Source organism: Pseudomonas sp. TE3-3-F2023, assembly GCF_036784815.1.
GTDB lineage: Bacteria > Pseudomonadota > Gammaproteobacteria > Pseudomonadales > Pseudomonadaceae > Aquipseudomonas > Aquipseudomonas pudica.
In genome coordinates this window covers 4,088,569-4,101,003 of the sequence record NZ_CP145113.1, presented here as the reverse complement: position 1 = coordinate 4,101,003, position 12,435 = coordinate 4,088,569, and the positions used below count along the sequence as shown (strand labels likewise).

The 12,435-nt window shown below is 64.6% G+C and carries 11 protein-coding genes; 8 read left to right on the top strand and 3 right to left on the bottom strand.

Features of this window, described 5'->3' with window-relative positions:
• Window positions 1-34 precede the first annotated feature (34 nt).
• Together V3314_RS18560 and V3314_RS18555 are read left to right on the top strand one after the other, a co-directional pair.
• Window positions 35-1,447 carry an aminotransferase gene (locus V3314_RS18560; protein ID WP_046615229.1) on the top strand — a complete coding sequence of 471 codons (1,413 nt, stop codon included), beginning with the start codon at window positions 35-37 and terminating at the stop codon, window positions 1,445-1,447.
• Window positions 1,448-1,500: 53 nt separating this feature from the next.
• A complete protein-coding gene (locus tag V3314_RS18555) occupies window positions 1,501-2,334 on the top strand; it encodes a helix-turn-helix transcriptional regulator (protein ID WP_230384923.1) in 834 nt (277 codons plus the stop codon).
• Window positions 2,335-2,498: 164 nt separating this feature from the next.
• On the opposite strand, the gene V3314_RS18550 is transcribed toward V3314_RS18555, so the two are convergent.
• Both V3314_RS18550 and catR read right to left on the bottom strand, forming a co-directional pair.
• Entirely contained in the window at window positions 2,499-3,833 is a 1,335-nt protein-coding gene (locus V3314_RS18550) for a D-serine ammonia-lyase (RefSeq protein WP_046615231.1), read from the bottom strand.
• A 42-nt stretch (window positions 3,834-3,875) separates the two neighbouring features.
• Window positions 3,876-4,748 carry an HTH-type transcriptional regulator CatR gene (gene catR, locus V3314_RS18545; RefSeq protein ID WP_046615232.1) on the bottom strand — a complete coding sequence of 291 codons (873 nt, stop codon included), beginning with the start codon at window positions 4,746-4,748 and terminating at the stop codon, window positions 3,876-3,878.
• 135 nt (window positions 4,749-4,883) lie between these two features.
• Between catR and V3314_RS18540 the strand changes: the two genes are divergently transcribed.
• The 5 genes from V3314_RS18540 (at window position 4,884) to V3314_RS18520 (ending at window position 10,261) form a co-directional block, all read left to right on the top strand.
• The gene (locus V3314_RS18540) at window positions 4,884-6,005 is read left to right on the top strand and encodes a muconate cycloisomerase family protein (RefSeq protein ID WP_046615233.1); all 1,122 of its coding nucleotides are present in this window, start codon (window positions 4,884-4,886) and stop codon (window positions 6,003-6,005) included.
• Window positions 6,006-6,155: 150 nt separating this feature from the next.
• Window positions 6,156-6,446: a muconolactone Delta-isomerase gene (gene catC / locus V3314_RS18535; RefSeq protein ID WP_013973066.1), complete on the top strand. Its 291-nt coding sequence runs from the start codon at window positions 6,156-6,158 to the stop codon at window positions 6,444-6,446.
• Window positions 6,447-6,489: 43 nt separating this feature from the next.
• Window positions 6,490-7,425, top strand: a complete 936-nt coding sequence (gene catA / locus V3314_RS18530; RefSeq protein ID WP_046615234.1) for a catechol 1,2-dioxygenase — start codon at window positions 6,490-6,492, stop codon at window positions 7,423-7,425.
• Window positions 7,426-7,543: 118 nt separating this feature from the next.
• Window positions 7,544-8,038, top strand: a complete 495-nt coding sequence (locus V3314_RS18525; RefSeq protein ID WP_046615235.1) for a GNAT family N-acetyltransferase — start codon at window positions 7,544-7,546, stop codon at window positions 8,036-8,038.
• Between the two features lie 126 nt (window positions 8,039-8,164).
• Window positions 8,165-10,261, top strand: a complete 2,097-nt coding sequence (locus tag V3314_RS18520; protein ID WP_338459457.1) for an EAL domain-containing protein — start codon at window positions 8,165-8,167, stop codon at window positions 10,259-10,261.
• Window positions 10,262-10,395: 134 nt separating this feature from the next.
• On the opposite strand, the gene V3314_RS18515 is transcribed toward V3314_RS18520, so the two are convergent.
• A complete protein-coding gene (locus tag V3314_RS18515; RefSeq protein ID WP_046615237.1) occupies window positions 10,396-11,220 on the bottom strand; it encodes an aldo/keto reductase in 825 nt (274 codons plus the stop codon).
• A 247-nt stretch (window positions 11,221-11,467) separates the two neighbouring features.
• Between V3314_RS18515 and V3314_RS18510 the strand changes: the two genes are divergently transcribed.
• Complete coding sequence (locus V3314_RS18510; protein WP_046615238.1) at window positions 11,468-12,346, top strand: DMT family transporter; 879 nt, start codon at window positions 11,468-11,470, stop codon at window positions 12,344-12,346.
• Window positions 12,347-12,435 lie beyond the last annotated feature (89 nt).

Sequence of the window (12,435 nt, the reverse complement as noted above, 5' to 3'; positions counted from 1 at the left end):
ACACCGCCCAACGATCACTGCCAAGGAGCTGCCCATGGCTACCCCAAGCAAAGCATTCGCCACTGCCAACGACCCGCTGGTGGAAGCCGACAAGGCCCACTACATGCACGGCTACCATGTGTTCGACGAGCACCGCGAGCAAGGCGCGCTGAACATCGTTGCCGGCGAGGGCGCCTACATCCGCGATACCCACGGCAACCGCTTCCTCGATGCAGTCGGCGGCATGTGGTGCACCAACATTGGCCTGGGCCGTGAGGAGATGGCCCTGGCCATCGCCGACCAGGTACGCCAGCTGGCCTATTCCAACCCGTTCTCCGACATGGCCAACGATGTGGCCATCGAGCTGTGCCAGAAGCTCGCGCAGCTGGCGCCGGGTGACCTGAACCATGTGTTCCTCACCACCGGCGGCTCGACCGCGGTCGACACTGCCTACCGGCTGATCCAGTACTACCAGAACTGCCGTGGCAAGCCGCACAAGAAGCACATCATCGCCCGCTACAACGCCTACCACGGCTCCACCACGCTGACCATGTCGATTGGCAACAAGGCCGCTGACCGGGTGCCGGAGTTCGATTATCACCACGACCTGATCCACCACGTGTCCAACCCCAACCCGTACCGTGCCCCGCACGACATGGACGAGGCCGAGTTCCTCGACTTCCTGGTGGCCGAGTTCGAGGACAAGATCCTCTCGCTGGGGGCCGACAACGTGGCGGCGTTCTTCGCCGAGCCGATCATGGGCTCGGGTGGGGTGATCATTCCGCCCAAGGGCTACTTCCAGCGCATGTGGCAGCTGTGCCAGACCTACGACATCCTGTTCGTCGCCGACGAAGTGGTGACCTCGTTCGGGCGCCTGGGCACCTTTTTCGCCAGCGAGGAACTGTTCGGCGTAACTCCCGATATCATCACTACCGCCAAGGGCCTGACCTCGGCCTACCTGCCGCTGGGGGCATGCATCTTCTCCGAGCGCATCTGGCAGGTGATCGCCGAGCCGGGCAAGGGCCGCTGTTTCACCCACGGCTTCACCTACAGTGGCCACCCGGTGTGCTGCACCGCGGCGCTGAAGAACATCGAGATCATCGAGCGCGAGCATTTGCTGGAGCATGTCAAGGACGTTGGCGCTTACCTGGAACAGCGCCTGCAAAGCCTGCGCGAGCTGCCGCTGGTGGGGGATGTGCGCTGCATGAAGCTGATGGCCTGTGTCGAGTTCGTTGCCGACAAGGCCAGCAAGGCGCTGTTTGCCGACGAGGTGAACATTGGCGAACGCATCCACAGCAAGGCCCAGGCCAAGGGGCTGCTGGTGCGGCCGATCATGCACCTGAACGTGATGTCGCCGCCGTTGATCGTCACCCATGCGCAGGTGGACGAGATCGTCGAAACCCTGCGCCAGTGCATCATCGAAACCGCGCGCGAACTCACGGCGCTTGGCCTGTACCAGGGCCGATGAACCTGGCGCAAAGGCCTGTGCGCGGGCGTGCCTGGCAGGCTAGACTGCCGGGCATGACCCAGGCCTCTCCCGACACCCCGCTTACCCTTTCACTGGGCGCGCTGCAGCAATGGCATGCGGCGCTGCAACGCGCATTGGCCCACAGCGAAACGCCCGAGGCGCTGGCCCATGTGGCGGCAGCCATCGGCCAGCTGGTGCAGGTGGAATCGATGATGATCAGCCTCGAGTGCCAGGGGCGGGCACCGCAACTGCTGTACCAGCAAGGCATCCCCGACCTGCACCGCGCCGCCGTGCTGGAGCGCTATTTCACTGCCGGCTACCTGCTCGACCCGTTCTGCCTGGCCGTGCAGAGCGGCCTGGCCGAGGGCTTCTACCACCTGCAGGAAATCGCCCCGGACAACTTCTTCGACAGCGATTACTACAAGGCTTATTACCTGGGCACTGGTTGCAGTGAAGACAGCTACTACATCGTCGACCTGAGCGCTGGCCGCAAGTTGTCGCTGAGCCTGTTCCAAGGCTGCAGCGGCACGCGCCTGAGCGCGGGGCAGATCGACCTGCTGCGTGCGCTGGAGCCGATGGTGCGCGAACTGCTGGGGCGCTATGCCCGGCACCATCTGGAGCCCGGCCCCGCGCCGGCGGAGCGTGGCGGCCTGCAGGCGGCGTTCGACAGTTTCGGCTGCCAGGTGCTGACCGACCGTGAGCGGGAGGTGGCGCACATGATCCTGCGCGGGCATTCGGTGAAGTCCACCGCGCTGGAGCTGGGCATCTCGCCGGAAACCGTGCGCATGCACCGCAAGAACCTGTACCTGAAGCTGCAGATCAACTCGCAGTCGGAGTTGTTTGCGCGGTTTATCGACTGGCTGCGCGGCGATCATCTGCCGGCCTAGCAGCAAAGGAGCAACTGCCTTGCTCAAATCTGAAAGCTGGCGCGGTCCCCTGTGGGAGCCGGGTTCACCCGCGAAGCAGGCACCGCGGTATATGGCACGGGCTTCGCCCGTGTTCGCGAGTGAACCCGCTCCCACAGGTACAGCGCTGCCCCTCCCTATAATTCTCAGCCCCTGCCTTTGGCCAGATAGGCCGCAAACTCTGCCTCCGGCACCATGCTGCCACCGGTCCCCCACACCAGATGCGTGGCCCGCTCCATGCGCCCGGCCGACAGGCCAATGCGCGCCAGGTACTCAGGTGATTCAAGCACCTTGACCATGCCCGGCATCCCCGCCAGCGCCGAAGGCTCCAGCCGCGTGTTCTCATGGTCATGGGCCAGTACCAACAGCCGGTACAGCGCCTCGTCGCTGACCGTGTAATAACCATCGAGCAAACGCTGCATCGCCTTGCCGACAAAGCCGGAAGGGCGGCCCACCGCCAGGCCATCGGCGGCGGTCAGGTTGTCGATGCCGAAATCCTGCACGCTGGTGGCATCATGCAAACCGCTATACACCCCCAGGAACATGCACGGCGAGTGGGTGGGCTCGGCGAAGATGCAGTGCACATGGTCGCCCCAGATCAGCTTTAGGCCGAACGCCACGCCACCTGGGCCGCCGCCGACCCCGCAGGGCAGGTAGACGAACAATGGGTGCTCGGCGTCTACCTTGATGCCCGCAGCCTCGAACTGGGCGGCCAGCCGCTCGGCCGCCACTGCATAGCCAAGGAACAGGTGTGGTGAATTCTCGTCGTCGACGAAGTAGCAGCTCGGGTCCGCCGCCGCCTGCTGGCGCCCTTGCTCCACTGCCACGCTGTAGTCGCTTTCGTACTCGACCACGCACACGCCGTGGGCGCGCAGCTTGTCCTTCTTCCATTGGCGGGCATCGGCCGACATGTGCACGGTGGCCTGAAAGCCCAGCCTGGCACTCATGATGCCGATCGACAGGCCGAGGTTGCCGGTCGAGCCGACCGCAACCTTGTACTGGCTGAAGAATTGCCGGGCCTGGTCGCTGGCCAGTACCCGGTAATCGCTGTCGAGGTGGATCAGGCCGGCCTCCAGCGCCAGGTCCTCGGCATGCTTGAGTACTTCATGAATACCGCCCCGGGCCTTGATCGAACCGGAGATCGGCAGCTCGCTGTCGGCCTTGAGCCAGAGTGAACCGCTGGCGGGCAGGCCCGCTGCCTGCAGCAAGGTGGCGTGCAGGGTGGGCAGCGGGCGCAGCGGCGACTCGATGATGCCGCCGCTGGTGGCGGTGTCCGGGAACACCTTGGCCAGGTACGGGGCAAAGCGTGCCAGCCGGGCACTGGCGGCACTGACATCGGCGACGCCAAGGCCGACATCGGCCAGGGCCTGGGCGGCAGGGGCGATGTGCGGGTTGAACCAACGGGTTTCGCGCAGGGCCAGCAGGTCTTCGATCAGAGGATGGGAGCTGCACCATGCTTGCAGTGTCTTGCCGTGAATCATGCTGGGTTTCCTGTTGGTTGATGATGACCGGGGAGCGCACGCTCATTCGGCCTGCTGCGCAATCAATGCCAGGCAGCGCTGTACGATCGGGCTCACATCGCCCTTGCGCCGGCTGAGGATGATCGGGCTGACGGCGCCGCTGTCGAGCAGGCTTACATATTCGATATCGGTGCGGTGCTGCTGCTGCACCGACGCCGGCACCAGCGTGACGCCTACGCCGACGGCCACCAGGCCGATGGCAGTCTGCAGTTCGTTGGCCCACTGGCTGACGCGGATGCTCATGCCGTGGTGCGCGAACAGCGCCAGCACATGGTCTGCATAGCTGGGCCGCGGGTTGGCCGGGTAGAGGATGAACGCCTCGCCAGCCAGCTGGGCGAGTGTGAGCGGGCTGCTCCCCAGCGGGTGGCCCTTGGGCAGTACGGCCACCAGTGGGTCTTCGCACAGCACTTGCTGGTGAATGGCCGGGTCATCGATGCGAATGCGCCCGAAGGCGATGTCGATGCGCCCGCTTTTCAACGCCTCCACCTGCTGCAGCGTGGTCATCTCGTTCAGGCCCAGCTCCAGCTCGTTGTCCTGACGCAGTTCGCGGATCAGCTCCGGCAGCACCTTGTACAGGGTCGAGGGGGCAAATCCGATCCCCAACCACTGACGCTGGCCCTGGCCGATGCGACGGGTGTTGTCGCTGATGTTCTCCAGCTGCTGCAGCACGGTGCAGCTCTGCTCGTAGAAGAAGCGACCCGCCTCGGTCAGCCGCAGCGGGCGCTCGCGCACCACCAGCAAAGTACCGAGCTGGTCCTCGAGCTGGCTGATCTGCCGGCTCAGCGGTGGCTGGGCAATGTGCAGCAGCTCGGCGGCGCGAGTGAAGTTCAGGGTTTCGGCCAGGACCTTGAAGTAACGCAGGTGGCGCAGCTCCATCAGACCTCCAGGGTATGGTGGGAGATTCATTCGATATTGGACGGCTATCAGGGTCTCGCGCAATCCTTGAACAAGCAAGTAAATGCACCACTCGGGCCTGCGGCTGGCAGCCCGAAACTACGGGACCTGGCAACAATGACAAGCGCGCTGATTGAACGTATAGAGGCAATTATCGTCGACCTGCCGACCATTCGCCCGCACAAGCTGGCGATGCACACCATGCAGCAGCAGACCCTGGTGGTATTGCGTGTTCGCTGCAGTGATGGTGTGGAAGGCATCGGCGAGGCCACCACCATTGGCGGCCTGGCCTATGGCTACGAAAGCCCCGAGGGCATCAAGGCCAACATCGATGCGCACCTGGCGCCTGCGCTGATCGGCCTGCCGGCAGACAACATCAACGCCGCCATGCTCAAGCTGGACAAGCTGGCCAAGGGCAACACCTTTGCCAAGTCGGGTATCGAGAGTGCCTTGCTCGATGCCCAGGGCAAGCGCCTGGGCCTGCCGGTCAGCGAACTTCTGGGTGGCCGCGTGCGCGACAGCCTGGAAGTGGCCTGGACCCTGGCCAGCGGCGACACCGCCCGCGACATTGCCGAAGCCTTGCACATGCTGGAGATTCGTCGGCATCGGGTGTTCAAGCTGAAGATCGGCGCCAACCCGTTGGCCCAGGATCTCAAACACGTGGTGGCGATCAAGCGCGAACTGGGCGACAGCGCCAGCGTGCGGGTCGACGTCAATCAGTATTGGGACGAATCCCAGGCCATCCGTGCCTGCCAGGTGCTTGGCGACAACGGCATCGACCTTGTCGAGCAACCGATTTCGCGCATCAATCGCAGCGGCCAGGTGCGCCTCAACCAGCGCAGCCCGGCGCCAATCATGGCCGACGAGTCGATCGAAAGCGTCGAGGACGCCTTCAGCCTGGCAGCCGACGGCGCGGCCAGCATCTTCGCCCTGAAAATAGCCAAGAACGGCGGCCCTCGCGCTGTGCTGCGCAGCGCGCAAATCGCCGAGGCTGCCGGCATCGCCCTGTATGGCGGGACCATGCTCGAAGGCTCGATCGGCACCCTGGCTTCGGCTCACGCCTTTCTGACCCTGCGCCAGCTCACCTGGGGCACCGAGCTGTTCGGGCCGCTGCTGCTGACCGAAGAAATCGTCAATGAGCCGCCGCTGTACCGCGACTTCCAGCTGCACGTGCCACACACACCGGGCCTGGGCCTGACCCTGGACGAACAGCGCCTTGCGCGCTTCGCCCGCCGCTGAGTCACGCTGGCTGAAAGAACACACAACCCCTGTGGGAGCGGCTTTGGTCGCGAAGCAGGCGACGCGGTGGATGGCACGGGCTTCGCCCGTGTTCGCGGGTAAACCTGCTCCCACAGTGTTCGCGCCAAATCAGAGAAAGGAGATACCAGCATGCTGTTCCACGTGAAGATGACCGTGAAACTGCCGGTCGACATGGACCCGGCCAAGGCTGCCCGGCTCAAGGCCGACGAAAAGGAACTGGCCCAGCGCCTGCAGCGCGAAGGCACTTGGCGCCACCTGTGGCGCATTGCCGGGCACTACGCCAACTACAGCGTGTTCGACGTGCCCAGTGTCGAGGCGCTGCACGACACCCTGATGCAGCTGCCGCTGTTCCCTTACATGGACATCGAGGTCGACGGCCTGTGCCGGCACCCCTCGTCGATTCACAGCGACGACCGCTGAGACGCACCTGTCAACCTGACAAGAACAAGATGAGGCAAGCACGATGACCGTGAAAATTTCCCATACTGCCGATGTTCAGGCGTTCTTCAAGGAAGTGGCCGGCCTGGGCCATGCCGAAGGCAACCCACGCTTCAAGCAGATCATCCTGCGTGTGCTGCAAGACACTGCACGCCTGGTCGAAGACCTGGAAATCACCGAAGACGAGTTCTGGCATGCCGTCGACTACCTCAATCGCCTGGGTGGCCGTAACGAAGCCGGCCTGCTGGCGGCGGGCCTGGGCATCGAGCACTTCCTCGACCTGCTGCAGGATGCCAAGGACGCCGAGGCCGGCCTGACTGGCGGCACCCCGCGCACCATCGAAGGCCCGCTGTATGTGGCAGGGGCGCCGCTGGCGCAGGGCGAAGCGCGAATGGATGACGGTAGCGACCCGGGTGTGGTGATGTTCCTCCAGGGCCAGGTGTTCGATGCCGAAGGCAAGCCGTTGGCCGGCGCCACCGTCGACCTGTGGCACGCCAACACCCAAGGCACCTATTCGTACTTCGACTCGACCCAGACCGAGTACAACCTGCGCCGGCGCATCATCACCGATGCCGAAGGGCGCTACCGCGCGCGCTCCATCGTGCCGTCGGGTTACGGCTGCGACCCGCAGGGGCCGACCCAGGAATGCTTGAACCTGCTCGGCCGTCACGGCCAGCGCCCGGCGCACGTGCACTTCTTCATCTCGGCGCCGGGGCACCGCCATCTGACCACGCAGATAAACCTGGCTGGTGACAAGTACCTGTGGGATGACTTCGCCTATGCCACCCGTGACGGGCTGGTCGGCGAGCTGTGCTTCGTCGAGGATGCTGCGGCGGCGCGTGATCGCGGCGTAGAAGGTGAGCGTTTTGCCGAGCTGACGTTCGACTTCCATCTGCAGGCGGCCAAGGCGCCAGACGCCGAGGCACGCAGCCATCGCCCGCGTGCGTTGCAAAACAGTTGAGCCCTATCAATCGATGACTGGTTTTGGCCTGGGCCTTTCCGTGCGGGGAGGGCCTGGGCTTTTTGCTGCCAGGAGCTGTTGATCTAGAATCCGCCTTTTTACCCGAGCCCTTCGCATCATGCTGCCCATCGAACTGCTGGCGACCACTGCCGACCAGGCCCCGCTGATTCGCAACCTCTACCAGTTCTACGCCTACGAGTCCTCGGACTGGGAGCAGGAAGACGTCGAAGTGGACGGCCGCTTCTATATCCATGACGAGCACCTGCAACGATATTGGCAGGCCGATGGCTGGGGCGCGTATCTGGTGCTGGCAGATGGTTTCATCGCCGGTTTCGTGCTGGTCGAGCGCAGCGAACTGCCGGGCATCGATGCGTTCGAACTGGCCGACCTGTTCATCCTGAAAAAGTACCGCCGACAGGGCATCGGCCGGGCGGTGGCGTTGCAGCTGCTGGGCGGCGATGGTGATTGGCTGATGCGCTGTTACGCAAAGGACGCGCCTGCCGTGGCCTTCTGCAATGCCGTGCTGGCCGAGCTGTCGCGCCCGGCGCAGCCCATAGCCCTGGATGACGAACCAGGCTTGCTCAATTTCCTGGTCACGGGCGCACGTCATTGAGGGTGGCCAGCCTTCGTTCGCAAATTGAAGGGATCGTGGCTTTTTGTGAGCTACTTCACAAAATCGTCATCGGAGGCATAATGCCACCAATCCTTTTCACGCCTTTCGAAGGCCCAGGTAAAGTTCATGTCGCTAGTCGCAAGCCCCGACATCATGTACCGGCTGTTGATCCAGAGTGTGGTGGACTATGCCTTCTACCTGCTCACCCCCGAAGGGATCGTCGCCAACTGGAACCCCGGCGCCCAGCGCGCCAAGGGCTACCTGGCCGAGGAAATCGTCGGCCAGCACTACTCGTTGTTCTACACCGATGCCGAGCGCGCCGCCGGGCTGCCCGCGCTCAATCTTGAGCAGGCGCGCAGCACCGGGCGCTTCGAAGAGGTCGGTTCGCGCCTGCGCAAGGACGGCACGACCTTCCATGCCCATGTGGTGATCGACGCGGTTTACGATGATGCCGGGCAACTGGTGGGCTTCGCCAAGGTCACCCGCGACATTTCCGAGCGCCACCGGCAAGAGCTGGAACTGCTGCAGGCCAAGGAACTGGCCGAGCAGTACAGCCAGGAAATGGCCAAGCTGTCGCAGTTTCTTGATTCGGTGATTGCCAACATCCCTGCCAGCGTCATTGTCCAGGACCTGGAAAGCCAGCGCATCCTGCTGGCCAACCAGCAGGCCGAACGCCTGTTCGGCGGGCCGCAGCGCAGCATGATCGGGCAGCTGCCCGGCGAATGCCTGGCACCGGGTGCTGCCGGCTACCTGGAACAGCAACTGGCCCGTGGCGCCCGCAGCACCAAGGGCCATGCCGCCGAAACCCGGGTCGACACAGCCTGCGGCCCACGCACCCTGCGCAGCCGCACCTTGCTCAGCCAGAACCGTGAAGGCCAGGCCGACTACGTGCTGTTCGTTGCCGAAGACGCCACCGAAGAGCTGGCTGCCCACGCGCAGATCCACCATATGGCGCACCACGATGCGCTGACCGGGCTGCCCAACCGCACCCTGTTCAACGAACGCCTGCGCCAGGCGCTGGTGCGTGACAGCGAGCACGCCAAGCTGACCGCCGCCCTGTGCCTGGACCTGGACAACTTCAAGAACATCAACGATTCGCTGGGCCACGCCTTTGGCGACAAGCTGCTGCGCGCGCTGGGCAAGCGCCTGCGCCGCGAGCTGCGCGAACACGACACCCTGGCCCGCCTGGGCGGCGACGAGTTTGCCGTGGTGCTGACCGGCCTGGAAGGCCGGGAGGCCGCATGCAACACTGCGCAGCGCCTGATCAACGCGGTCTGCCCACCGTTCCAGATCGAGGGGCACCAGTTCACGGTGGGGGTGAGCATCGGTATTGCCATTGCGCCTGACGACAGCCACCAGGCCGAGCAACTGCTGGGCTACGCCGACATGGCGCTGTACGAGGCCAAGCGCAATGGCCGCAACCGCTACGAGTGTTTCAACGTCGAACTGGACGTCGCCGCCCGCCAGCGCCGCCTGGTGGAAACCGACCTGCGCACCGCGTTGCACCTGGGCCAGTTGCAGTTGCATTACCAGCCGGTGGTCGATCAGCAGACCAGCAGCGTTACCGGCTATGAGGCGCTGCTGCGCTGGGAGCACCCGACCCGCGGCATGGTCATGCCCATGGACTTCATCCCCATCGCCGAGGAAACCGGGCTGATCCATGAACTGGGCGCCCGGGCGCTGAACCTGGCCTGCCAGGAGGCGGCCAGCTGGGACAGCGAGCAGACGGTCTCGGTCAACCTGTCGGCGGTGCAGTTCAAGAATGCCAACCTGGTGCACACCGTAGCCTTGGCGCTGGCCGACTCAGGCCTGCCGCCACAGCGGCTGGAGCTGGAGGTCACCGAGTCGGTGCTGCTGGGCAACAGCGAGGAAAACGTGCGTACCCTGCGTGCACTGAAGGACCTGGGGGTGGCCATTTCGCTGGACGATTTCGGCACCGGGTATTCCTCGCTGGGCTACCTGCGTTCGTTCCCGTTCGACCGGATCAAGATCGACAAGTCGTTCGTGCATGACATGTGCGACAGCCGCGAGGCGATGTCGATCATCCGCGCCATTACCGACCTGTCCAACAGCCTGATGATCAAGACGACGGCCGAGGGGGTGGAGTCGGAGGAGCAGATGCGCCGGTTGGCGGCGGAGGGTTGCTCGCACTTCCAGGGCTACCTGTACGGGCGACCTGCACCGGCGAACGAGCGCTTGAAGCAGGTCATGACGCCGGCGTAGTACCCGTTGGCCTGCCTCGCCCATGTAGGAGCGGCCTTGTGTCGCGAAAGGGCCGCAAAGCGGCCCCGGCGATATCAGCGGCACAGCTGAAAATGTGGGGCCGCTGCGCGCCCCTTCGCGACACAAGGCCGCTCCTACAGGTTCCAGTCCGGCGCAAACGCCGGGCTCACCACCCGCTGGTTTTTCGGCAACCCGGCAATCGCCGCGCGGTCCTCGTCATCCAGTTGCACGGTCGAGGCCGCCAGGTTGGCCAGCTGGTTCTCGCGGCTGCCGGCCTTGGGGATCACCGCCACGCCGTCCTGGTCCAGCAACCACTTCAGCGCCACCTGGCTGGGCAGCACGCCATGCTTGCGGGCGATCGCCTGGATCACCGGCTGCGCCGCCGCCTGCCCACGGGCCAGCGGGGTGTAGGCGGTGAGCAGCAGGTCGTGGCGGCGGGCATAGTCCAGCAGCGGTTGCTGGCCGAGCAGCACGTGGTATTCCACCTGGATCGCCGACAATGGTGCGCCCAGCGTTTCCACCACCTGGCGCAGCAGCCCCAGCGGGAAGTTGGCCACGCCGATGCTGCGCGCCTTGCCCTCGTCACGCAGGGCCACCAGGGTTTCGATGCTGCGGGCCAGGTCCCAGTCCTGGGCGGGCCAGTGGATGTGGAACAGGTCGACCTGCTCGGTACCCAGCGCGCGCAGGCTGTCCTCCAGCGACTGGCGCATGGCCTTGGGCGCCAGGCGATCCCACCATACCTTGGTGGTCAGGTGAATATGCTCGCGCGGTACATCGCTGTCGCGCAGGGCCTGGCCGACGGCGGCCTCGTTTTCATAGGCAGTGGCGGTATCGATATGCCGGTAACCCACTTCAAGCGCCTGGCGCACGGCCTGGGTGCACTCGCTGCCTGTCATTGGCCAGGTGCCCAGACCGATCGCGGGCAGGTCCAGGCCGTTTCGGGTGGTGAGCCTTTGCATGTAAATTCCTTGTAGGGGGTGCAGGGTTCGCATTGGATGGTCGGCGATCAGCACGGCACGGGCCATGCGCGCGGGGCGGAAAGTGGTCGATCAGCGAACAGAAACTGCAGTCGGCCTTGGCTGGCGGCAATTGAACTTCCTTATTCTTCGGCATCTCTTCTAGAATCCGAGCTGTTGCATCCGCCAGGCTATGCCTGCGCGGCCTTCACTGGGCGCCGCATCCAGCCGCGCCGTCATCGAGAGTGCCATGAGTTCCAGCACACCGCTGTCCGGAGTCAACCAACCCCTGCGCGGCATCGCCCTGGTGGTGGTGGCGACATTCCTGTTCGCCAGCCACGATGCCCTGTCCAAGTTCCTCGGCGGCCTGTACCCGATCATCATGGTGGTGTGGGCGCGGTATGTGGTGCATACGCTGCTGATGGCCGGCATCTTTCTGCCAAAGGCCGGCCTCAACGTGCTGCGTACCCGCCGCCCGCTGTTGCAGACGTTACGTGCCCTGAGCCTGCTGAGCACCAGCCTGCTGTTCACCACCGGCCTGCAGTACCTGCCGTTGGCCGAAGCCACGGCGGTCAACTTCCTCGCCCCGGTGCTGGTCACCGCACTGTCGGCACCACTGCTGAAGGAGCGGGTGACGGTGGGGCAATGGGTGGCGGTGGTGATGGGCTTCATCGGCGTGCTGGTGGTGGTGCACCCGGGCGGGGCGATGTTCACCCCGGCCATCCTGTATCCGTTCGGTTCGGCGCTGGGCTTCTGCTTCTACCAATTGTTGACGCGTATCCTGGCTTCGCACGACAGCCCGACCACCAGCAACTTCTATGCGGGGTTGTGCAACACCCTGGCGATGAGTGCGCTGGTGCCGTTCTTCTGGGAGATGCCGCGTTGGGACCATGCGCTGCTGATGCTGGCGCTGGGTGGCTTTGGCATGACTGCGCACCTGTTGCTGACCCAGGCCTTCCGCCATGCGGCACCGGCGTTGCTGGCGCCGTTCAGTTATTGCCAGATCGTGTTTGCCGGTTTGCTTGGGTTGGTTGCCTATAGCCAGGTGCCGGATACCTTGAGCCTGGTGGGCATCTCGGTGATCTGCCTGAGTGGGCTGGGGGCGGCGTGGATGCAGCGGGGTAAGTAGCAGCCTGTACCGGTCCTGTGCCCACCTGATCGATGAACGCTGGCCCTTGTAGGAGCGGCCTTGTGTCGCGAAAGGGCTGCGAAGCAGCC